Origin of the sequence: Rhodoferax potami (genome assembly GCF_032193805.1) — a bacterium.
Classification (GTDB): Bacteria; Pseudomonadota; Gammaproteobacteria; order Burkholderiales; family Burkholderiaceae_C; genus Allorhodoferax; species Allorhodoferax potami_A.
In genome coordinates, this window is record NZ_JAVBIK010000001.1 from 806,144 (window position 1) to 828,825 (window position 22,682).

Sequence of the window (22,682 nt, forward strand, 5' to 3'; positions counted from 1 at the left end):
GCGCTTTGGCACAAACATGAATAATGGCGCCATGGGTGTCACCGAAATCATCATCTGGTCATGCTTGCTCGGGGGCCTGCTGACCCTGAGCTGCGGGGCCGTGGGTGAAATTTTGAGCGACAACAACCCGGGCGCTTGGCGCGCCTTGTCTTATGTGCTCGTGCTCGGTGGCTCCGGCGTAGTCGGCAGCGGGCTGCCCTTGGCCTTGTTCCCCGACCTCTCCCCCCAGACACTGCAAACGGTGCAGAGCATCATTGCCCCCCTCAGCGGTGCGCTGGTGCTGTGGTACCTCGGCGTCTGGCTTGGCGTGGCGCTGGTCGACCGGATGCTGTACGTCACTATCAACTGGGGCGCTGCTGCCATGGTGGGTGTGGCCGCCTTGCAATCGCTTATTGGCCTGGGGTTTATCAGCACCGGCAGCCTCAACCCCCTGTGGATTTCTGCGGTGGTGAGCACCACCGGTGTCTTGTTTGCACTGCATGCCAGTGTGCGGGCCTACCGGCTGGGCGACGACCTGGCCCGCTGGATGGCGGTGGCTTGCGGCTTTCTGGCAGTGATGGTGGTCGGCCTCTACACCTGCGCGCTGTGGCCTACGGCGATTCCGGTCGGTGGCAAAGCCGTGATTGCACTGTGCGCGCTGGTGCACTTCTTGATGGGCATCCGCTTGTCCATGCGGCGCAACCAAGCCAACAGCCGGCTTAAGCGGCGTGCCAGCGACACCGTGGGTTTTGACCGGGCCACAGGCCTGCCCACCGGCTCGGTGTTGCTCACTAAGGTAGACGATGCCCTGTGGCGGGCTGAGCGCGCGGGCGTGGGCTGTGCGGTGGTGGCGCTGCATTTGCGGAATTTGTATTCCATGAGCGAGTCGGCCGGACACGCCATTGACCAGCAGATACTGACCGCCGTGGCAGCCCGCGTGCGCAGGGCGGTGGGCTTCCGCTATGTGGTGGGCCTGTACCACCCGCGCTGCTTTGTGATGGTGATTACCCATGCCAACCGGCCCCAAGAGGTAGACCGCATGATGTTCAGGCTCAAGGCACTGGTGTCAAGCCGCCTGCTCCTGAGCGATCCGCAAGCGGGCGGGCACCACTTTCAGCCGGTGTTTGGCTTGGGCGTTTCGCACTGGGTGCCTGGCAGCTCGTCCGCACAGCAAGTGCTCGACGACACCGAGCAGCGCGCCTTGGCCCAGGTGCAATCGGAGTCGCCGCGCGAGGCCGCGTCCACCGCCTCTGCAACCCTGACCGCCGCCAGCCCGCTGAGCTAATGCCCGCGGACCGGCCGGCTGTTAACCGGCCAGGTGAGACAGAGCGCGGGTCACCTCTTGGCTGCCTTGCGCAGCGCCACTCTCCGGCACCATGTCGCCCGCGCGGGCCAGCACTTGGCGCAGGTTAGCGGCCAGTGTTTCAGGCGCTTGCGCATCCAGCCCGATCCACGCGCCTTGCGTGAGGGTGATGTGTGCAGCTTCCACACTGCCGGCACCGGCGCACAGCGTGGTGCGGGTGGGCGCGTCTTCGGACACCAGTACCAGCATGGCGGGCACCACCGCTTCGGGCTTGAGGGCGGCCAGCACTTGCGGCGGCATCAGGCCTTCGGTCATGCGGGTGGCAGCCGTGGGCGCCAGGCTGTTGACGTGGATGTTGTTTTTGGCGCCTTCCAGCGCCAGCGTTTGCATCAGGCCCACCAGCGCCAACTTGGCCGCGCCATAGTTACTTTGGCCGAAGTTGCCATACAGGCCGGAGCTGGAGGTCGTCATGAGAATGCGGCCGTACTTTTGCTCGGTCATGTGCGGCCACACGGCCTTGCAGCAATGCACTGCGCCCATCAGGTGCACATCCACCACGGTGCGGAAGTCGGCAATCTCCATCTTGGCAAAGCTCTTGTCGCGCAGGATGCCGGCGTTGTTCACCAGAATATCCACCCGGCCCCAAGCGTCTATGGCCTGCTGCACCATGGCCTGCACGGCCTCGAAGTCTGTGACCGATGCGCCGTTAGCGATTGCCTCACCACCCGCCGCGCGGATCTCGGCCACGACCGACTCAGCCGCGGAGAGCGAGCCACCGGAGCCATCGCGCGCGCCGCCCAGGTCGTTCACCACCACTTTGGCGCCGCGTGCGGCCAGGGCCAGCGCATGTTGGCGACCCAAGCCGCCGCCTGCGCCCGTTACGATGGCCACGCGGCCTGTGAAATCTAATGCCATGCTGTGTCTCCTCAAATGGTTGGATCAGGCTAAGGGCAAGTCCGTAGGCCCGTAGTCAGCTGCTGGTACTTTAATTCAAGCAGTTGCTCACTAAAAAACAAAAGAGAAAAGACAGTCCCATGCAAGACATGCTCGAACCCACCTCCGGCGCTGCGCGCGACGCATCCACTGTGGTGCTGCTGCGCGACACGCCCGCTGGCCTTGAAGTTTTTTTGATGAAGCGCAGTGGCCTCTCAGACACCTTTGGCGAGGCCTATGTGTTCCCCGGCGGCAAGCTGGACGCGCACGACAGCAGCCCCGCCGCCCTCGCCGCCCTGAATGAACCGGCCACCGCACTGGCCCACCGCCTAGGCGAACCCGAGTTGCACCACGACACTGCCGCCGCCCTGTATGTGGCCGCCCTGCGCGAGTTGTTTGAAGAAGCCGGCGTGCTCTTGAGCGCAGCCGCCCACCGGCCTGCCGGCGTGTCGCCCGCCGATTGGCAGGCATGGCTGGCCGCACCCGCTGCCAGCCTGGATGCCACCGCCCTGGTGCCCTGGAGCCGCTGGATCACCCCCCGCATGGCGGCCCTTAGCAAAAAGCGCTTCGACACCCGCTTCTTTTTGGCCATGGCACCCGGCGACCAGATCGCCAGCCACGACAACCACGAGACCACCGCCAGCATTTGGCTGAAGCCTGTAGAGGCCCTGCAACGCTACTACCGCCAGGAGATTGAAATGGCGCCGCCCCAGATCATGAGCCTGGGGCACTTGGCCCGCTACGCCACCGCAGCCGAAGCCATCCGGGCGGCACAGGCGCAGCTGCCCCCCTGCGTGCTGCCTGAGAATTTTGAAGAAAACGGCACCACCGTGCTGAGCTACCCCGGCGACCCGCGCCACTCGGTGCCCGCGCGCGCCCTCCCCGGCCCTACCCGTATGCTGGTGCGCAACAAGCGCTTTGTGCCCGAGGGCCCACTGGAGAGTTTGTGGCAATAAGTACAGCGCTATCTGCTATTAAATAAATAGCTACCCGCGCATATTCCGTCTGGGCTAAAGGCCGATTTGACTCTTAAACCGGGATAGACCGGCGTATCCACGCATCCACATCGCTGGGCTTGACCAGCGTGCGCATTTCGTCAAACGCGACCTGCGCTTCGGGGTAGTGGCGGCGCAGCAGGTTGAGCCACTGCTTCACACGACCGGCCTGCTGCTTTTGCTCTAGGCGGGTGCTGGCCACTTGCCAGAAGGCGTGCATGAGCGGGCCCAAGTCTTGCCACGTCCAGTCGTCCCCCGGCTGAGCAATGCTGTCAGGCGCGGTGCCCATGGCCGCCAAAATACTGCGGGCCAGCGCAGGGCGGGCCACGATGCCGCGGCCCAGCATCAGCGTGTGGCAGCCGCTTTGCGCCACCGCGGCTTGGGCGTCTTGCACGTTCCAGATTTCGCCATTCACTACCACCGGCACCTGTACCGCACCCCGCACATCGGCCACGCGGTCCCAGTAGGCGGGCGGGCGGTAGCCCTGGGCTTTAGTGCGGGCGTGCACCACGATTTCGGCAGCGCCCCCAGCCTCCAGCGCTCGGGCGCAGTCCAGGGCCAAGCTGTCGTCGTTGTAGCCCAGCCGCATCTTGGCCGTCACCGGAATATGGGCCGGCACCGCCGCACGCACGGCGGCCACGATGGTGTGAAGAATCTCGGGGTCTTGCAGCAGCGTGGCGCCACCGCCATGGCGGTTGACCACCTTGGCCGGGCAGCCGAAGTTCAGGTCAATGCCGGGCGAACCCATCTCGGCCAGGCGTGCTGCGTTCTCGGCCATGCAGGGCGCGTCTGAGCCCAGCAGCTGCGGCCACACCGGCACACCTGCAAATGTGCGCGCACCGAACTCCAGCTCGGGCACGGTGCGAAGGAGCGCCTTCTCAGACATCAGCGAGTGCGTGATGCGAATGAACTCCGACACGCACTTCTCCACCCCGCCCACACGGGTCAGGATGTCGCGCAACACAAAGTCGAGAAGCCCCTCCATGGGGGCGAGGTAGATACGTACGGGCACGGGAATAGGGAGATGCGGCTCTGGGGGAATCAGGGGCGCATTGTCACCGCATTCCAATTTCGGGCCTACGCGTGGCGCTAGTCGCCATTGGCGGGCACAGCGCCGTCAATCAGATTCCAATGCGCGATCACGCCCTTGCCGCAGGCCAGCTGGGTGACCTGCCCCGTGCGCTCTTGGATGACACGGACACCTACCGCGCTAGGCGGCTTGGCGCCCTGCTCGTATTCGTCAAACAGCTCATAGGTGAAATCGCCCGAGGTGAACCGCAGTTGCGTGCGGTCCGTCTGGGCGCGAAAGTAATGCGAGTGCACAAACTTGGCGGGCGAGCCCGATTTGTCTTTGGGAAATTCCAGCTCCACAGCCACCAGCTTGCCAAAGCGGTAGACCAGATAGCCCTTGCTTGGGCTGGCCAGCAACCGCGGCGACGCACACACCGACACCACCTTGGCCGTGCGCTGCAGTGGGCAGCTGAACACCACCTCTTCGGCGGATGTGCAATGGGTGGGTGCTGCGGTGCTGAGGGCCGGCAGCAGCAGTACCAATGCGCCCGCAAAATGTCGAGTCATGAACGTTGGATGCCACCGTCAAGCAACACACGTCGCGAAGCGGCAACCTGATGCTGCTTGTCCGTGTGGGTCGAAATGTTAGACATGCGAAGAAACGCTATCGAAGAAGCCCAGACAGGAGGTTGTAGCACCCCGCTCCCAAGGGAACCCGTAAGCCCGAATCAGTTGGACCTTTGCCTTCCATTCTCCGACTGCGACCACCTTGCCCTGATATGCAGCGTGGACGTTGATATCGGACTTTCTGTCAACGCAAGCCAAAACTAGTAACTCTTCACCTACCGTCATCTCTCCGACCTGTTTAGGTGCATTGCCGATACTCCCGGCCAGCGTTTCTGGGTCAAACAGCGGTACTTCCTCAAGGGCTCGAACCTTAATTACTTCTGCCGCGTTCAGCCACGCGCCTGCTAAGACTGCTAAGGCGAGGGCGCTGCAGACTGACAGGAAAAGTCTGGATGTATACATTCGCACGTCTAACGTTTGAGCTGAGGGGCCGGAACCGGGATGGCGCTTGGCCCGCGAAGCGGATGATGACAGCGAGCGCTTCGCGGGCCAAGAGCCATGCCGGTGGAGGTCCCGCTCCAGCGAAGGGTTAGGCCTCGCTCGCTGGGTGAGGAACTGGCTCGCAGAGATTTCGGCTCACCGCTTGTAGCGAGTGACTGCCGGCGCCTCCGCTCTTTGCACCCAGTTGCGGTGCGCCCATGGCTGCCACCCAAGTTGCACGCTCAATGAGTACCGGTGATTCTGAGTAGCAGGCCTATGCATGCGCCTGCGACAGCTGCTGCGCTACAGAAAAATGCGCTACGAACCTTGGTGCGACGGGCTTTGACTAACGGATTGAACTTGCCTAGCAGTACACCGGGTCCTTTCGAGAATGCACGATTCTCTGCGACCACGAACCACGATAGAGCGATACAAACTGCGAAGAGTCCGAGGATGACGTGCGGCACGTACTCTGCTGTGACGACACCCGCAAGCAATGCGCCAGCGATCGCGCTAAGCAAAGGTAGAAGAACGTACATGGGTCGGAGTCGCGAGGCCTAACGTTGGCCGTGAGTGGACCACAACGGCGCACTCTGTTGTGAAGAACAGCAGGAGCGCGTCCCGCCGTTGTGGGTCCAATCGACGAACCTGTTAGACGTCATTGGCACTGACCTCCATCTCCGAAGGGCTGAGGCAAAGCGAGTGTGAAGAAGCTTCGTCGTCCGATTCATGCCACCACTTCTCCACCCAGGCACCGCCCCACTCGTCTACTTCATACACCTCAAAAATTTCACCGACCATTGATAGGACTCGTTCGCGCTCCGGTGTTTCAAGGTGATCCAGAATCGACGAAGAAATACACACCACACGCACGCGAGTCCCTGTTGCAACAGGAAAGCCGTTGCAATCGGTAGTCGAGTATGAAGATTCCGCGTTCATGAGGTCTAACGTCGGCCGTGAGTGGACCGCAACGGCGCACTCAGTTGTAAAGAACGGCAGGAGCGCGTCCCGCCGTTGTGGGTCCAATCGACGAACCTGTTAGACATTGCCATCGCTCTTAGCCCGCCATCTGTGAACCGCAATTGGCAGGACCCCAAGCAGGCCGACAGTGGAAACAACGGCCACCAAAAATGCAACGACTGCCTCGGCCGCAGTTTGCCACCCGTCAATGAAATCTCCGTTTTGGAGCTTGTATTCACTCGCGAACGCGAATACGGCGTATGCGCAGAAAGCGCCCAGAAGACATCCAACCACTAGTGGGCCAATCAGTGTTTGTTTTTCTGCGGGCGAGAGCGTCATTGCACTGTCTAACGCCCAAGGTAAGCGGCGCCGGAGCACCGCAGGTGCGTAGGGCACCAACACAGGCCATGAAAATGCCGAAGGCATGGCCTGTGTTGGCGTCCGCTTGACCGCCCAGTTAGGCAGCACGGGCTTCGCATTTTTTTGGGCTCATGCAACGAGTGTTCCTTCCTCGTAGTGCTCATGGCGCTGCCTGGAGCTAGTGAATGACTGAATAAATTTGGCTTGGCTGTGTTCCGGTTTCTTGGGGAGGAAGAACTGATTGGTAATAGCCCAGTCGAGCGTTCCCGTGTCCACCGGGTACTCAGTTAGTACTCCGGAAAGTTTGTGCTGAGCGATCCAGTTGGTAGCTTGCTCTCTGTGAGCGAAGACGCCGGATGGGAATGCTGCTTTGTGCCCGTTAAAGATCCAAACCGTGGAAGTGCTCATGGTGTGTTTGGGGTGGCCTAACGTGTTATGGACGTCAAACAGGTCTTATGAACAACTTTGCAACCCAACATGACCGCCTCCCAGCTCTTTGTTTAAGTGCTTGATTTATAACTGACTTCAAGACCTAGGCAGCGAATGCCCACCAACGAAAATGCCGACAGACCCTGCAAGCTTGCTTATGAACAATGGACTTTGCTGTTGAACAAGTTTCGGCTAATGCTCTACAAGGCTTGATTTTATTGGCGTAGAAATCAATACTGTTTATATGAACAGTATTAAAAGTCCGGCAAAGACGTCACCGCAGCATCATCCGCCCCTGCGCGCTACCCGCCTGCTTGACCAAGTGCGTGAGCGACTGCGCTACATGCACTACAGCCTGCGCACCGAGCAAACCTATGTCTACTGGATACGCTGGTTTATCCGCTACAGCGGTCTTCGCCATCCCAAAGACATGGGGCGCCCAGAAGTTGAGGCGTTTCTGACCATGCTGGCAACGGAGCGCAAGGTCGCTGCATCTACCCATCGGCAGGCACTTAGCGCCTTGCTCTATTTGTACAGAGAAGTTCTGGCACAGGAGCTGCCATGGCTACAGGAAATAGGCAGGCCGACGACGGCGAAACGGATTCCAAGTGTCTTGACGCGAGAAGAAGTTCAGCGAATGTTGGCGCTGACACCTTCCGTTGAGGGGCTGCTGGCTCGCTTGATGTATGGCACAGGGATGCGCCTCATGGAAGGACTTAGCCTTCGCGTCAAAGATCTGGACTTTGATCGCCATGTACTCATCGTGCGCGATGGCAAGGGCAGTAAAGACCGGGTAGTCATGTTGCCCCGCTCACTGGAGCAGCCGCTACGCGAACAACTTGCTGTGTCACAGGCGTTGTGGAGTGCAGACCGTGCCGCACAGCGCCCTGGCGTGTACCTTCCGCACGCACTGGAGCGCAAGTACCCGCGTGCCGGGCAGTCTTGGGCATGGCATTGGGTGTTTCCCTCTCCCACCCTGGCAATAGACCCGCGCTCTGGCGTGGAACGAAGGCACCACCTTTACGAGCAGCGCCTGCAGCGAGCGCTCAAGCAAGCGGTTGTGCGGGCCGGTATACACAAACCCGTATCTGTGCACACCCTACGCCACTCCTTTGCCACGCACCTTCTACAAGCAGGCACCGACATTCGCACGGTACAAGAGCTGCTAGGCCACAGCGATGTGTCCACCACCATGATTTACACCCACGTGCTCAAGGTGGCGGCGGGTGGCACTGCCAGCCCACTGGATACGTTGCTGCCTGTGCACTAGCCATTCACTATCTTTTTCATAGCTACTTGCGCAATAGAAAAGGGCGCCGCAGCGCCCTTTTCATTCAAAGCACCGGCTAAATAAAATCAGTGCCGGATCAAGTGGTCAAACGCGCTCAGCGCTGCCTTGGAGCCTTCGCTGGCGGCAATCACGATTTGCTTGTAGGGCACGGTGGTGCAGTCGCCTGCGGCAAACACGCCGGGCACGTTGGTGTGGCCTTTGGCGTCCACCACGATTTCGCCGAACTTGCTCAGGTCCACCACGCCCTTCAGGAACTCGGTGTTGGGCACTAGGCCGATTTGCACGAACACGCCTTCCAGCGCCACGTGGTGCTCCACGCCGGTGGCGCGGTCTTTGTACTTTAGGCCGTTGACCTTGCCGTCGGCACCGGTGATTTCGGTGGTTTGGGCGTTGGTGTGCACGGTCACATTGGGCAGGCTGTGCAGCTTTTTGACTAGCACGGCGTCGGCCTTCAGTTGGTCTGCAAACTCAATCACGGTAACAAACTTCACCACACCGGCGAGGTCGATAGCGGCTTCGATGCCGGAGTTGCCACCGCCGATCACCGCCACGTCTTTGCCCTTGAACAGGGGGCCGTCGCAGTGCGGGCAGTAGGCCACGCCTTTGTTTTTGTACTCGGCTTCGCCGGGCACGTTCACATTGCGCCAGCGGGCGCCGGTGGACAAGATCACGGTCTTGGCTTTGAGCGTGCCGCCATTGGCCAGCACCACTTCGGTCAAACCACCGGCTTCTGCGGCGGGCACGATTTTGTCGGCGCGCTGCAGGTTCATGATGTCCACGCCATACGAGCGGGTCTGGGCTTCCAGGGCGGCGGCGAAGTTGGGGCCATCGGTTTCTTGCACCGAGGGGTAGTTCTCAATGGCCATGGTGTCGTTGGTCTGGCCGCCAAAGCGCTCGGCCGCTACACCCACGCGGATGCCTTTGCGGGCGGCGTACACCGCAGCAGCCGCACCTGCGGGGCCACCGCCGACGATGAGCACGTCAAACGCCTCTTTAGCACTCAACTTGGCAGCGTCTTTGTCGGCCGCGCCGGTGTCGAGCTTGGCCACAATTTCTTCCACCAACATGCGGCCGTTGCCAAACAAAGCGCCGTTCAGGTAGACGCTGGGCACTGCCATGATTTCGCGGGCGTTGATTTCGTCTTGGAAGGCGCCGCCTTCGATCACCGTGGTTTTGACCTTGGGGTTCAGGATAGCCATGAGGCTCAGGGCTTGCACCACGTCCGGGCAGTTGTGGCAGGTCAAGGACATGTAGACCTCGAAGTTGAAGTCGCCGTCCAGGCCTTTGATCTGGTCGATCACGTCTTGCTCGACCTTGGGCGGGTGGCCGCCGGTCCACAGCAGGGCCAGCACCAGCGAGGTGAATTCATGGCCGAGGGGCAAGCCGGCAAAGCGCAGGCTGGTGTCAGTGCCACCGCGCTTGAGGCTAAAGGATGGCTTGCGGGCATCGGTGCCGTCGAATGCCACGGTGATCTTGTCGCTGCGCAAACTCTGGATGGTTTGCAGCAGGTCGCGCATTTGCGCGGAGTTGTCGTCATCACCCAAGGACGCCACCATCTCGATCGGCAGCGTGACGCGCTCCAGGTAAGCGCCGAGTTGGGATTTGAGGGTGTCGTCTAACATGGTGATTCCTTGTTTGCTATCTATTTGGTAGCTATCAGCGCACATCGTGTGTGGGCTACAGCCATATTTCGGGTAAAAAAAAGCCGGACGGCCTGCTGCATATGCCGCAGGACGCTGTCCGGCTGGTGAGCGGCTAGCGCCGCTCTACCGACGGGTGCCGGTGATTTAGATCTTGCCGACCAGGTCGATGGAAGGAGCGATGGTCTTGGAGCCTTCGTTCCACTTGGCTGGGCACACTTGACCGGGGTTAGCGGCGGTGTACTGGGCAGCCTTCAACTTGCGCACGGTTTCCTTGACGTCGCGAGCGATTTCGTTGGAGTGCACTTCAGCAGTCTTGATGACGCCTTCAGGGTTGATGATGAAGGTGCCGCGCAGTGCCAAGCCTTCTTCTTCGATATGCACGTCAAAAGCGCGTGTCAGGGCGTGTGTAGGGTCGCCGATCAGGGGGAACTTGGCCTTGCCCACTGCGGGAGAAGTTTCGTGCCACACCTTGTGTGCGAAGTGGGTGTCGGTGGTCACGATGAACACTTCAGCGCCGGCCTTCTGGAATTCAGCGTAGTTGTCAGCTGCGTCTTCCACTTCGGTGGGGCAGTTGAAGGTGAAAGCTGCGGGCATGAAAATGAACACATTCCACTTGCCCTTGATGGACTCGTTGGACACGGTCACGAACTTGCCGTTGTGGAACGCTTCGTTCTTGAAGGGAGCGATGGTGGTGTTAATCAAAGACATGGTGATTTCCTCTTGAATTGGTTGTTCGATAAGTGAACGGGTTGAATCTTAGGGCCTGTTTGCGATGTTTAGGGTTGATTGATCCAATCAAGCAGATTGGAAAAACCTATAAGCCCGCCCTACACCCCATAGGAATCTTCCATGGGCTTATGACACCGATGTGAACAGCCGGTGGTGCAAGCGCCGCAAAGACCACCACACGCTGCCTGCCACCACCGGAATGGCGGCGGCCGCGGTGACCTCGGGGCTCAAGGGCCAACCGTGGTGAGAGGCCGCCTTGGCCATGTAGCTCACCAAACCCACGATGTAATAGGTGATAGCCGCTACCGACAGACCTTCCACGGTGGACTGCAACTGCAGCTGCAGGCCTTGGCGAGTGTTCATGGTAGCCAGCAGCGCCTGGCTGCTTTGCTGCTGCTCGATCTCTACCCGGGTGCGCAGCAGGTTGCTGATGCGGGATACGCGCTGGGACAGGGCATCCTGCCGACGGCTGGACCACGCACACGTGCTCCGCGCGGGGGTGAGGCGGCGGTCCATAAATTCACGGATGGTTTGCATGCCCGCCAAGCGAGATTCGGCAATGTCTTCAATGCGCTTATCCACCAATTCAAAGTAGGCCGCACTGGCCGAGAAGCGCGAATGGGTGGCTGCGTGCTGGCTCTCTACCTGCCCGGCCAGACGGGTCAGCCGGTCGAGCAACATGGGTTCGTCATTGCGGGTGGCGGAGCGTATGGCTTCAGCGAGTTCCGCAAGTTCACGCTCTGCGCTGGCCAGCACGTGCGAGGCTTCGCGCGCTGCGGGCAGGCCCAGCAAGGCGGCCATGCGATATGTCTCGATTTCCAGCAGGCATTGCACCAGGCGGCCCAAGCGGCGTGGCGTCATGCCACCGGCCAGCAGCACCATGCGGGAGAAGCCATCGGCATGCACCGAAAAGTCGGTGTACACCTCGCCCAATCCATCAGCCACCGTGGAGGCCACCAACGTTTCTTCGTGCAGCACATGGCGCAACCAGGGCATTACGGTTTCTTCCTTGGCGGGTAACACCCACAAGTGCAGGCACGCCAAGCACTCGCCGGGCAGCTCAGCAAACCACTGCTGGGGTACAGCGTCCAGCGCGACTTCAGGGTCCCGCTCCGTGCCGCCCTGAGCGGTAATGCTGCGCATGAAGGTCCAGGTTACAAACTCGGTGTGTAGTTCCCAGCGCACCTTGAAGGGACCGAAATCCATGCGCATGTGGATGGAGCCATCCTCAGGCGCCGGCAGGTGGTGGTCACGGGCCAGAGCGGCCATGTGCGAGCGGCTGGCATCGCGCTGCTCGGAGTTACAGGCCATGACGACATGCGAAAGTGCCATGGGGCTACCCATGGGTTCGGGTGGGCGGGCATGCACTTCGTTGTGCAGCGAAAGGCGCAGTCGGTGCTGGGGAGGTAGCTGTGTCATGGCGGCTTCGATGAAGGCATGCTGCATTGCAGCGTTACCGGATCATAGAGGCCCAGAGGAGGCACTGCCCCCCACATAAATTTACACAAACGTGCCTTGCTCGCCCTGGATATGGCAACCGCTGATCAGCCACTCTTTGTTTTTCTGGAGCTCTAGGGTGTAAGCCACCATCCAGCTCACGCCGTTTTCGTCGGTCAGGCGCACTTTCACCAGCGCTTCTTTGCCGATGATGGTGGGCTTCAGGAACGCTGCACTGGCGTGGCGGTAGACCACTCCGTATTGCACCTTCACCAGCACCAAAAAGTTCTGCGCATTGCCGGACATCGCTTTGATGCCTGGGGATGCCAGCCGGAAAGCCTGCTCGGCGTCGTCGGCTGCAAAAGCGTCGAACTGCTTTTGGATCACGGCAATCACCGCGGCTTCACTTTTGGCGCTCTGCGCCTGAGCCGGGCCGGCGGCGCACGCTGCAAAAAGCCCCATCAGGGCCGCAGCGCGAAACACAGACTGACAGAACCGGGTAACGCTGGAGACCATAGAACCCCCTGACAAGAAGGATGCCGGAAATCGGTGCAACCAGTCTATGCCAAGCCCCTGTACCCATGCGGCTACCCTAACCGCTTACCCCAGTGAAACGTTAAGGATCTCGCCGCACCAGACACAGCCACTCCGAAACACGTGCACAAAAAAGGCACCCGAAGGTGCCTTTTGTTGGATAGCGCCGCAGGAAATCAATCCTCCACAAAAGCCTCCTCCCGCTTAGCCTTGATGGACGGCAGCATCACCACCACCAAGAGTGCGAGCGCCGCTACTAACAGGCTGGCTGAGAGCGGACGGGTGATGAACACACTCCAGTCCCCACGGCTAAGCAGCAGCGCCCGGCGCAAGTACTCCTCCATCATCGGCCCCAGAATGAAACCCAGAAGCAGTGGTGCAGGCTCCGTACCCAGCTTAATGAAGAGATACCCGATCACCCCGAAGATCGCCACCATCCAGATATCGAAGGTGTTGTTGTTGGTCGAATACACCCCGATCGCACAGAACAGCACGATAGAAGGGAACAACCAGCGGTAAGGCACGGACAAGAGCTTGATCCAGATACCGATCAAAGGCAGGTTCAAGATCACCAGCATCAGGTTGCCGATCCACATCGAAGCAATCAGACCCCAGAAGAGTTCCGGGTTGGCCGTCATCACCTGTGGTCCGGGCTGGATGTTGTGGATCGTCATCGCACCCACCATCAACGCCATCACCGCGTTAGGTGGGATACCCAGGGTCAGCAGAGGAATGAAAGAAGTCTGGCTTCCAGCGTTGTTCGCTGCTTCAGGAGCCGCCACCCCGCGGATGTTGCCCTTACCGAACGGCACTTCACCGGGCTGGAGTTGGGTCTTCTTCTCAATCGTGTAAGCCGCAAAGGCTGCCATCACCGCACCACCACCGGGCAAGATACCCAACAGTGAGCCCAAGGCAGTACCACGCAGAACAGCCGGCACCATGCGCTGGAAGTCTTGTTTGGTCGGCAAGAGGCCTGAGACAGAGGCCGTAAAGATCTCCCGCTCACCCGCACTCTTGGACAGGTTGCTGATGATCTCGCCGTAGCCGAAGACACCCATGGCAATCACGATGAAGCCGATACCGTCAGTCAGCTCAGGGATATCAAAGCTGTAACGGGCGACACCGGAGTTCACGTCGGTGCCCACCATCCCCAGCAAGAGACCCAAGAGAATCATGGCAATCGCCTTGAGCAAAGAGCCCGAGGCCAGCACCACCGCACCGATCAAGCCCAGAATCATCAGGCTGAAGTATTCGGCAGGGCCGAACTTGAAGGCCAGCTCAGTCAAGGGGCCTGCAAAGGCCGCCAGGATCAAGGTACCGACGCAACCGGCAAAGAAAGAACCCAAGCCCGCTGCAGCGAGTGCAGGGCCTGCGCGTCCATTACGGGCCATCTGGTAACCGTCAATCACGGTCACCACCGACGAAGACTCGCCGGGCAGGTTCACCAAGATGGCTGTCGTTGATCCGCCGTACTGGGCTCCGTAGTAAATACCGGCCAGCATGATCAAGGCCGATACAGGAGGCAAGGCATAGGTAGCAGGCAAGAGCATGGCGATAGTCGCCAAGGGGCCGATGCCGGGGAGTACCCCGATCAAAGTACCGAGCAAACAGCCGATGAAGGCATAAATCAGGTTCTGGCCGGTGAAGGCCACGCCAAAGCCGAGGGCGAGGTTGTCAAAGAGTTCCATGGTGTGCAGTTCCTGTCGATGGTTCAGTCGTGGCTTAGGCCGTGAAGTAAGCAGGCCAGACCGGGAACTGCAGTTTGAGGAGAACGATGAAGGCGACGTAGCTCAAGATAGCCAAGACAGTGGCCAACACAGCGACTTCCTTGAACTTGTGTTCATCACCGGCGTGGCTGGCGATGTAGGTGAGCAGGTAGATACCGACGATCAGGCCCAGAGGTTTCAAACCGATCATGGGCAGGCCGCCGATGCAGGCACCGAACACCAGGTTGGCGCTGATGATGAAGAACAGGGGCTTCCAGGCGAATTTGCCGACCTTGTCGCCGTCTTCGGTTTCCACGACCAGCGAGGTGAAGGTGACTGCGATGCCAATGATGGCGAGGAGCACTCCGAGTACCAGGGGGAAGTAGCCGGGGCCCATGCGGGCACCGGTACCAATGCTGTAGGTGCTGGCGCCTAAGGCAAACGCCGCGCCCACTACGATGAACATAAGTCCCGAGAAAAAGTCTTTTTGACTTTTGATATTCACTGTCTCTCTCCTAGTTATAAGTTGTAACTATTTTGCATCAAAATCAGCAATGTTAGCCCGTGAGCGGTGGGGTGGCAGACATCACCTCCTCCATGACGGTGACGCCCTCCGAAACACGCAGTGCCCCTGCTAAGCGCAGTGGCCGCATGCCATCCACAATGGCTTGTCGGCGCAGAGCATCAACGCCCGGTTCGCCGCTGACCCGCGATTTGAACCCGTCTGTGACCACAAGCAATTCGTACAAACCCATGCGCCCCATGTAGCCCGTCATCCGGCAGTCCACGCAACCCACAGCTTTATAAGGCTTGTAGCCCCCGTTGATTTGCCAGGGCTTGACCATTTCGCCCAAGGCCTCGCGCGTGGCTTCTTCATCACGCACCTTGCATTGCTTGCACAAAATGCGAACCAGGCGCTGGGCCAACACCCCCAGCAAAGTGGCGTTGATCAGGTAGGCGGGAATGCCCAGCTCCATCAGCCGCGTGACCGCGGAGGGCGCATCGTTGGTGTGGAGGGTGGAAAACACCAAGTGGCCGGTGAGGGCTGCTTGCACCGCCATTTCGGCGGTCTCCAGGTCGCGGATTTCGCCCACCATGATGATGTCCGGGTCCTGCCGCATGAGGGCACGCAGACCTTGCGGAAAGCCGAAGTCCAGCTGCGGCTGCACCTGGGTTTGGTTGAAAGACGGCTCGATCATTTCGATCGGGTCTTCCACTGTGCTGACGTTCACCTCTTCAGTAGCCACCCGCTTGAGGGTGGAGTACAGCGTGGTGGTTTTGCCCGAGCCCGTAGGGCCAGTCACCAGAATGATGCCGTGCGGGCGCTTGACCAACTGCTCCCAGCGGGTCGCGTCGTGGCTGCTGAAGCCCAGGGCGTCCAGATCTTTGACCGCGTTGTCGGGGTCAAAAATCCGCATCACCATCTTCTCGCCAAACGCGGTGGGCAAGGTGGAGATACGCATTTCAATTTCATCACCGCGCGGGTTGCGGGTTTTGATGCGGCCATCTTGCGGGCGGCGCTTTTCAATCACGTCCATGCGGCCCAGCAGTTTGATGCGGGCGGTCATGGCGTTGAGCACGCCCATGGGCATCTGGTAGACCGGGTGCAACACGCCATCGATCCGGAAGCGGATCACGCCCTGCTCTCGCCGTGGCTCGAGGTGGATGTCGCTGGCGCGCTGGTCGAAGGCGTATTGCCAGAGCCAGTCGACCACCTGCACCACGCCCTGGTCGTTGGCGTCGAGTTGCTTGTTGCTCTTGCCCAGCTCCACCAGCTGCTCGAAACTTGCGCCGTTGTTGGAGCCGGTTTTGTTCGCAGCCCGCACGCTTTTGGCCAATGCATAAAACTCGGCGGTGTAGCGGGTAATTTCCTGCGGGCTGGCGACCACGCGCTTGACGCTGCGGCGGCTCTGGCGCTCCACTTCAGCCACCCAATCGGTAATGAACGGCTCCGACGTGGCCACCGTGATCTCGCTGAGGGTGACCACAACGGGCAAGATTTTGTGTCGCTCAGCATAAGCGGCACCCATGGCATCGGCCACCTTGCCCACATCGACCTTGAGCGGGTCAATGCGCAGGTAATCCAGTGCCGCGCGCAGCGACAACCATTGGGTGAGCATCTCAATATCGAGAGGCTTTTGGTCTGCCGCCCGGCGCATCGATACGGCGGCGAGCCGGACCATCGGATGCTGCGAACTCTCGGCCTGCGAGCAACGGGCAATCGTGCGCACTGCCTCTTCTTCTGCGATCACTTTGTCTTGCTTGAGCCACTCCACCAGCAAGCGCCAGTCCAAGGGACCGTTGTAAGAAACCGCGGAGGAACTGGCTTTTTTGGGACTAGGGCTCATGTCTTCACCGGCTTGAACACGCGGACCCACTTGTCAGCAGGCAGGCCCCACTCGCTTTGGATGAACTCGGCGCGCTCTTGCATCAGGGCGCGCTTGGGGCGGCTGGGGGTGCGCTGAGCCATCACCACGGTGTTGCCCTCGCGGGTGGACTTGAAGGCCCAGATGGCATCTTCGCCAAAGGCCTCCGCAATTTTGTCGACGCTGTTGTCAAAGCTCGACGAGCGGCCGAACAGGTTGACCGTCATGCAACCCTCTTCGGTGAGCGTGGCGCGGCAGTCGGCATAAAACGCGGCGCTGTCGAGCACCGGGGCGGCTGCCTCCTCGTCATACAAATCGACCTGCAGCGCATCGACCGCACTCAGCCATTTTTCTTGTTTGATTTCTTCAGCGGCGTCAGCCAGCACCACTTGCATACGGCTGTTGTCTGCGGGCAGCTTGAACCAGCCGCGGCAGGCGTGCAGCACCTGGGGGTTGAGCTCGATGGCGGTGGTCTTCATCTTGAGTTCTTTGTGGCAGAACTTGGTGAGTGAGCCGGCACCCAGCCCGAGCTGCAGTGCCTGGCGCTTTTTAACGGTCTGGGGGTCTACAAAGAGCAGCCACGCCATCATGCGCTGGATGTACTCGTGCACCAATACGGTGGGTGCGTCTACCAGCATGGAGCCTTGTATCCATTCGCTGCCCAGGTGCAGGTGACGGATGGGGCCTTCTTCGGAGAAATTAACTTCGGGGAATGTGATCGGTGCTTTTCGTGCCATGGGGATTTATACCAGCAGCGCCCCCAGCTTCGGCAGGGCCATCAGACTGTTACTTAACGCGGCCTGCGCCAGTGTTTCAAGGGGAATGCCACGCAGCTCGGCAATGCACTGCGCGATGCGCGGCAACTCGGCGGGCGCATTGCGCCCCTGCGGCACACCGGCTGCGCGCTGCTCGGCGGTGGTGTAGAGCCAGTGCGGCTGGATGTCGGGGGCATCGGTCTCGAGCACCAGCGCATCCAGGGCCAAGGTGCGGGCCAGGTGGCGCAACTGCAAAGCCCGCTCATAGGTGACCGCGCCCCCAAACCCGAGCTTGAAACCCAGCTTGATGAACTCCGCCGCCTGCACTTCGCTGCCATTGAACGCATGCGCAATGCCCTGCCACCGCCCTTGCGGGCCGGCCACCTCGCGCAGGTGCTTGAGCAGCCTGTCTGAGGACTTGCGCACATGCAGCACCACGGGCAAGCCGTGTGCGCGGGCCAGCTTGAGCTGTTGGCGGTAGACCACCTCTTGCCGCTCACGCAAGGGGCTTTTGCACAGGGCGGGGACAAAGTAGTCGAGCCCGATTTCACCCACGGCCACCAGTCGCGGGTCATCAGCGTTGGCGCTGAGCGCCGCGTCCAGGGCTACCAGATCGGCATCGCTGGCACTCGCCACATACAAAGGGTGGATGCCCAAACAATAGCTGTCGCCACCGTGGTGCGCCAGCAGGCGCACCGTGTCAAAGTTGCTGCGCTCTACCGCCGGAATCACACAATGCGCGACACCCGCTTGGCGGGCACTCTCGCGCACGGCGCTGCGGTCCGCATCGAACTCGGGCGCATCGAGGTGGAGATGGGTGTCTACCCAGCGCATGGTGGTATCGAACGGCTCATTGCTTGCGTTGCACAAAAAGGTTGCGGGTGCGGTCTTCAGGGTAAGCGAAAGTGACCGCCCCATTTTTGACCAAGCCCATCACCAGCATATTGCTGGTGATGGCGTCTTTGTCGTCCTTACTAAAAGGGCGCTCGTGGGTCGCTGTCACCCCGTAGTAGACCCGGGGCGGATTTTCCAGCGCGTTTTTCACCGAGGGGCCCGACAAATCACCATTGCGGATCGAGAGGATGGCGTAGGTCAGCAAATACACCGTGTCATAGGCCTGCGCCGCAGCCATGGGCACGGCAATCTTGCGGGTGCCGTATTTGCGGTTGTAGGCGGTTAGAAAAGAGATGCGACGCTCGTTGCTGGGCTCGGCAATAAAGGTCTGGGCCATGAGTGCGCCTTCGGCAGCGTCTTTTGCGCCGTCCAAAAAGAACGGAAAAGACAAAGGCCATGCACCCACCTGCGGCACATTCCACTTCAGGGCTTGGCGGCCTTTGGCAATGACTGCATTCTCAGGGCCGACCGTGTAGCTGAACACCACATTGGCACCGGCGGCCTGGGCGGCCTTGAGCTCGGGTTGCAGGTCTTTCACACCGGTGTCAAAGCGCCCCACGTACACCGGCTGCAGTTGTTTAGTGGCCAGCGCCTTGGTGACGTCTGCGAGACCGCCCTCGCCGTAAGCGGTTTTGTCGGCCAGGATGGCCACCTTGGTCCAGCCCCGCGCCACGATGTCGTTCACCACAAACGGGGCCTGGATGGCATCCCGCGCGGAAGTGCGGAAGATATAGCTCTCTGCTGCGGGGTACTTGGCCGTAATCGGAGTGCCTGTTGCGCAGGGCACGATCAGCGGGGAGCGGGCTTGTTGAAACACGTCCAGCGACTTCATGGCCACACCGGTATTGCAAAAGCCGATGGTGCCAACCACACCGTCTTGCACCAGCTCCTGGGAGTGCTGTAAGCCCACATCGGGGTTGGCGGTGTCGTCTTTGATCACAAACTCAATCGGTCGCCCGAGGTAGCCGCCGGCGGCATTGATTTCATCCAGCGCCAGCTTGGCCCCGTTGAGCATCGGATTTCCAAAATCTGAGGACGGCCCGCTGAAGGGGCCAATCAAGCCGATGCGCAAAGGCTTGGGCGTTTGCGCGTGGGCGCCCGGCAAACAGGCCAGTGCGATCACGCCAAGGCAAATCAGTGCCTGCAGTTTCCAACGTTGTTTCATGGTGTTCCCCGACTAAGGTGGCGGCAGCTTAGGGGGCGGGCCGGCAAACGCCAATCGGCGTCTACCCTTGGCACCGCCGCACAACGCCCCATCCGTCAGGAAACTGCAAGCGTGGGTGTCAGTCGACCAAGCGGCCCGATACCAAACGCAACTGGCGGCTGCAGCGCGCGGCCAGCGTGGCGTCGTGGGTGACCAGCACGAAGGCGGTACCCTGCTCCCGCGCGAGCTGGAGCATCAGCTCAAACACGCCGTCAGCGGTGCTGCGGTCGAGGTTGCCGGTGGGCTCGTCGGCCAGCACGCAATCAGGCCGGGTGACCAGCGCCCGCGCAATCGCCACCCGCTGTCGCTCGCCGCCCGAGAGCTCGGCAGGCCGGTGGTTCAAGCGGTGCTCCAAGCCGACAAGCGCTAGCATTTTGGTAGCAGCTTGCGCAGCTTCTGCGGGCGCTACACGCCGAATTGTCAGGGGCATGGCCACGTTATCCAGCGCGCTGAACTCGGGCAAGAGGTGGTGAAACTGGTACACAAACCCGAGGTGCCGATTGCGCAAGCGGCCCTGCGCGGCCGCAGTGAGATCGGCCAGGCTTTGCCCCAGCAAATGAACGCTGCCACTGGTGGGCGCATCGAGCCCGCCCATGAGGTGCAGCAAGGTGCTCTTGCCGGAGCCGGATGCCCCCACAATCGCCAGCGTCTCGCCCCGGTGCACCTGCAGGTCAACCCCGTGCAACACGGTGACATCCAGCCGCCCTTCCTGAAACCGCTTGGTTAGGCCGCGTGCTTGCAGCACCAGCTCGCCCAATGGAGCGGCTGGCATAGGCGAGCCTGCCAAATCGGCCACCTGCTGGTATTGCGCGGCGGCGAGCGCCTGTTCTACGGATGACATCGGGTTACTCATAGCGCAAGGCCTCCGCAGGGTTCACCCGGCTGGCGCGCCAGCTCGGGTAGAGGGTGGCCACAAACGCCATCAGGAGCGAGATCACCGTGATCGGCAGGATGTCGCTCTGTTGCGGCTCGCTCGGCATGCGGCTAATCAGGTAAATATCTTTGGGCAAAAAGCTGGCGCCCAGCGCCTGCTCCAGCGCGGGCACGATCACATCAATATTGAACGCCACGCCCAGCCCCAGCAGCAAGCCGGCCAGGGTGCCTATAACTCCCACCATCGCTCCCTGCACCACAAAAATGCCCATGATGCTGCCCGGGCTCGCGCCCAAGGTGCGCAGGATGGCAATGTCAGCCCGCTTGTCGGTCACTGTCATCACCAGGGTGGACACCAGATTGAAGGCAGCCACCGCCACGATGAGGGTCAGGATGATGAACATCATCCGCTTCTCGACCTGTACCGCTGCAAACCAGCTGCGGTTCTGGCGAGTCCAGTCGCGCAACACCAAGTCGCCGCTCAGGCTGCGGGCGAGTTGGTCAGCCACCTCGCGCGCCTGGTGCAAGTCTTTGAGTTTAAGGCGCACACCGCTCGGGCCTTCGAGCCGGAAAATGCGGGCCGCGTCTTCCCAATGCACCAGCACCAGTGCAGAGTCGTACTCATAGTGGCCGGAATCAAAGGTGCCCACCACGTTCATTTGCTTGAGGCGCGGCACAACGCCGGCCGGGTGACTTGCCCGCTGGGCGCAACCAGCGTGACCTTGTCGCCTACCCGCACACCCAAGCTGCGGGCCAACTCGCCGCCCAACACCACGCCGAATTCGCCCGGCACCAGCTGGTTCAAAGCCTGCTGCTGCGCGCCGGCGGCAAAGTCGCTCACCTCGGGCTCCAGGGCGGGGTCGATCCCGCGCACGATGGCGCCCTTCATGTCTTCACCCCGCGCAATCAGGGCCTGCGCCGCAATGAAGGGGGCGGCTCCAATGACTTGCGGGTTCTCTTTGGCCTGGGCCAGGGTGGTCGCCACATTGGGCAAGGCCTGGCCGTCTGCGGCATACACCTCGATGTGGGACACCACACCGAGCATGCGATCGCGCACTTCTTTCTGAAAGCCGTTCATCACGCTCAGCACGATGATGAGCGCGGCCACGCCCAAAGCAATGCCCAGCATGGACACGCCCGAGATAAAGGAGATAAAGCCGTTACGCCGCGTGGCGCGGCCGGCGCGGGTATAGCGCCAGCCGATCGTCAGCTCAAAGGGGAGTTGCATGGAAGGTTACAAAGTGCTTCAACCGGCGGATTGTGGCATCCATGCGGGACAATCCTGCCCATGCACACCCTTATCCCTTTTGCAGCACCGGCAGGACCCCAATGCCAGGACGCAATGCCCCGGCTCGAACTTCCCTATCTGGCAGAACTGCTGGGGCTGTTGACCCCCACGCCTCCAGTGCTGGGCAACGACGACTCGCTCTCGCCCCTGCATGAACGGGTGCACGCGAAAAGCCTGAATTTGCCGGGGGTAGACGGCTTGCTGCCCTGGGCTGCGCTGGATGCCCGCCAACTCGGCCTGACCCGCAACCATGGCGACACCGGTTGGGCCTGGATCACCCCATGCCACTGGCAAATCAACGCGGACCATGTGGCTATGGACCACCCCGATACGCTGGCCCTGGATGCCCACGAAATCGATGCGCTGCGCGAAGCCATGCAGCCCTACTTTGCCGAAGACGGCATCACCCTGCACTCGCTGAACCACAGCACCTGGCTGGCCCATGGCGAAATCTTGTGCGACCTGCCCACCGCCTCGCTGGCGCGGGCCTGTGGCGCCAAAGTAGACCGCTGGATGCCGCGCGTGGCCCAGGCCCGCAGCCTGCGCCGCCTCCAAAACGAGATGCAGATGCTGCTGTACCGCCACCCGGTGAATGACGCACGGGCCGCCCAGCGCCGGCTCACCGTCAACTCCTTCTGGATCAGCGGGACCGGAACCCTGCCTTCGGGCGCGGTCGACAAGTCAGACACCATGTCGGTGCAACACAGCCTGGAGGCGGCGGCGCTGCGCGACGACGCCCACGCCTGGGTGCAAGCATGGCAGCAGCTCGACAGCAGCCTGATCGCCCTGCTGCTGCGCCAAGCCAAAGCGGGCCAGGCCCTGGAGCTGACGCTGTGCGGCGAGCGCATGGCCGCAGGCTTTGAGTTGCAAAATACGGCCTGGTGGAACCGCATCCAACGCCGCTTCACCACCCCTTCACCTGCTGAATTGCTGCGGACCCTGTAA

21 protein-coding genes and 1 pseudogene are annotated in these 22,682 nt (G+C 61.1%); 4 read left to right on the forward strand and 18 right to left on the reverse strand.

All coding sequences use genetic code 11. The features are described from left to right. The first annotated feature begins 31 nt into the window (after positions 1–31). Entirely contained in the window at positions 32–1,264 is a 1,233-nt protein-coding gene (locus RAE19_RS03850; RefSeq protein WP_313873680.1) for a diguanylate cyclase domain-containing protein, read from the forward strand. 21 nt (positions 1,265–1,285) lie between these two features. Here the strand turns inward: RAE19_RS03850 and RAE19_RS03855 are convergent, their stop codons facing one another. Then, positions 1,286–2,197: an SDR family oxidoreductase gene (locus tag RAE19_RS03855; RefSeq protein WP_313873681.1), complete on the reverse strand. Its 912-nt coding sequence runs from the start codon at positions 2,195–2,197 to the stop codon at positions 1,286–1,288. 119 nt (positions 2,198–2,316) lie between these two features. Here RAE19_RS03855 and RAE19_RS03860 point away from each other — a divergent pair, with 119 nt between their 5' ends. Continuing rightward, positions 2,317–3,171: an NUDIX hydrolase gene (locus RAE19_RS03860; protein ID WP_313873682.1), complete on the forward strand. Its 855-nt coding sequence runs from the start codon at positions 2,317–2,319 to the stop codon at positions 3,169–3,171. Positions 3,172–3,244: 73 nt separating this feature from the next. Here RAE19_RS03860 and RAE19_RS03865 read toward each other — a convergent pair whose 3' ends face one another. The 5 genes from RAE19_RS03865 to RAE19_RS03885 all read right to left on the reverse strand — a co-directional run bounded on the left by RAE19_RS03865 (position 3,245) and on the right by RAE19_RS03885 (position 6,996). Further along, the gene (locus tag RAE19_RS03865) at positions 3,245–4,195 is read right to left on the reverse strand and encodes a tRNA dihydrouridine synthase (RefSeq protein WP_313876171.1); all 951 of its coding nucleotides are present in this window, start codon (positions 4,193–4,195) and stop codon (positions 3,245–3,247) included. Between the two features lie 104 nt (positions 4,196–4,299). Continuing rightward, complete coding sequence (locus tag RAE19_RS03870; protein WP_313873683.1) at positions 4,300–4,788, reverse strand: hypothetical protein; 489 nt, start codon at positions 4,786–4,788, stop codon at positions 4,300–4,302. Positions 4,789–4,866: 78 nt separating this feature from the next. Next, positions 4,867–5,250: a hypothetical protein gene (locus tag RAE19_RS03875; protein ID WP_313873684.1), complete on the reverse strand. Its 384-nt coding sequence runs from the start codon at positions 5,248–5,250 to the stop codon at positions 4,867–4,869. A gap of 669 nt (positions 5,251–5,919) precedes the next feature. Beyond that, positions 5,920–6,207: a hypothetical protein gene (locus tag RAE19_RS03880; RefSeq protein WP_313873685.1), complete on the reverse strand. Its 288-nt coding sequence runs from the start codon at positions 6,205–6,207 to the stop codon at positions 5,920–5,922. Between the two features lie 510 nt (positions 6,208–6,717). Further along, positions 6,718–6,996: a DUF7710 domain-containing protein gene (locus RAE19_RS03885; RefSeq protein ID WP_313873686.1), complete on the reverse strand. Its 279-nt coding sequence runs from the start codon at positions 6,994–6,996 to the stop codon at positions 6,718–6,720. A gap of 265 nt (positions 6,997–7,261) precedes the next feature. Here RAE19_RS03885 and RAE19_RS03890 point away from each other — a divergent pair, with 265 nt between their 5' ends. Continuing rightward, a complete protein-coding gene (locus RAE19_RS03890) occupies positions 7,262–8,287 on the forward strand; it encodes an integron integrase (RefSeq protein ID WP_313873687.1) in 1,026 nt (341 codons plus the stop codon). 86 nt (positions 8,288–8,373) lie between these two features. On the opposite strand, the gene ahpF is transcribed toward RAE19_RS03890, so the two are convergent. The 12 genes and pseudogenes from ahpF to RAE19_RS03950 form a co-directional block, all read right to left on the reverse strand. Next, on the reverse strand, positions 8,374–9,930 hold the full coding sequence (ahpF, locus tag RAE19_RS03895) for an alkyl hydroperoxide reductase subunit F (RefSeq protein WP_313873688.1): 1,557 nt from the start codon (positions 9,928–9,930) through the stop codon (positions 8,374–8,376). A 165-nt stretch (positions 9,931–10,095) separates the two neighbouring features. Further along, a complete protein-coding gene (gene ahpC, locus RAE19_RS03900; RefSeq protein WP_313873689.1) occupies positions 10,096–10,659 on the reverse strand; it encodes an alkyl hydroperoxide reductase subunit C in 564 nt (187 codons plus the stop codon). Between the two features lie 147 nt (positions 10,660–10,806). After that, entirely contained in the window at positions 10,807–12,099 is a 1,293-nt protein-coding gene (locus RAE19_RS03905; RefSeq protein ID WP_313876172.1) for a DUF3422 family protein, read from the reverse strand. An 81-nt stretch (positions 12,100–12,180) separates the two neighbouring features. Then, positions 12,181–12,633, reverse strand: coding sequence for a DUF4864 domain-containing protein (locus tag RAE19_RS03910; RefSeq protein WP_313873690.1), 453 nt, complete (start codon positions 12,631–12,633; stop codon positions 12,181–12,183). Between the two features lie 194 nt (positions 12,634–12,827). After that, positions 12,828–14,339, reverse strand: a complete 1,512-nt coding sequence (locus RAE19_RS03915; protein WP_313873691.1) for a tripartite tricarboxylate transporter permease — start codon at positions 14,337–14,339, stop codon at positions 12,828–12,830. A gap of 34 nt (positions 14,340–14,373) precedes the next feature. Continuing rightward, entirely contained in the window at positions 14,374–14,862 is a 489-nt protein-coding gene (locus RAE19_RS03920) for a tripartite tricarboxylate transporter TctB family protein (RefSeq protein ID WP_313873692.1), read from the reverse strand. Between the two features lie 52 nt (positions 14,863–14,914). After that, positions 14,915–16,705, reverse strand: a complete 1,791-nt coding sequence (locus tag RAE19_RS03925) for a GspE/PulE family protein (RefSeq protein WP_313873693.1) — start codon at positions 16,703–16,705, stop codon at positions 14,915–14,917. Next, complete coding sequence (locus RAE19_RS03930; protein ID WP_313873694.1) at positions 16,702–17,460, reverse strand: spermidine synthase; 759 nt, start codon at positions 17,458–17,460, stop codon at positions 16,702–16,704. The genes RAE19_RS03925 and RAE19_RS03930 overlap by 4 nt, the downstream gene beginning before the upstream one ends. Before the next feature lie 6 nt (positions 17,461–17,466). After that, entirely contained in the window at positions 17,467–18,312 is an 846-nt protein-coding gene (locus RAE19_RS03935) for a TatD family hydrolase (RefSeq protein WP_313873695.1), read from the reverse strand. 16 nt (positions 18,313–18,328) lie between these two features. Beyond that, entirely contained in the window at positions 18,329–19,537 is a 1,209-nt protein-coding gene (locus RAE19_RS03940) for an ABC transporter substrate-binding protein (protein WP_313873696.1), read from the reverse strand. Positions 19,538–19,655: 118 nt separating this feature from the next. Then, the gene (gene lolD / locus RAE19_RS03945; RefSeq protein WP_313876173.1) at positions 19,656–20,348 is read right to left on the reverse strand and encodes a lipoprotein-releasing ABC transporter ATP-binding protein LolD; all 693 of its coding nucleotides are present in this window, start codon (positions 20,346–20,348) and stop codon (positions 19,656–19,658) included. Positions 20,349–20,421: 73 nt separating this feature from the next. Beyond that, positions 20,422–21,677, reverse strand: a pseudogene (locus RAE19_RS03950) (lipoprotein-releasing ABC transporter permease subunit). A 60-nt stretch (positions 21,678–21,737) separates the two neighbouring features. On the opposite strand from RAE19_RS03950, the gene RAE19_RS03955 reads away from it, so the two are divergent. Then, entirely contained in the window at positions 21,738–22,682 is a 945-nt protein-coding gene (locus RAE19_RS03955; RefSeq protein ID WP_313873697.1) for a phosphoglycerate mutase, read from the forward strand.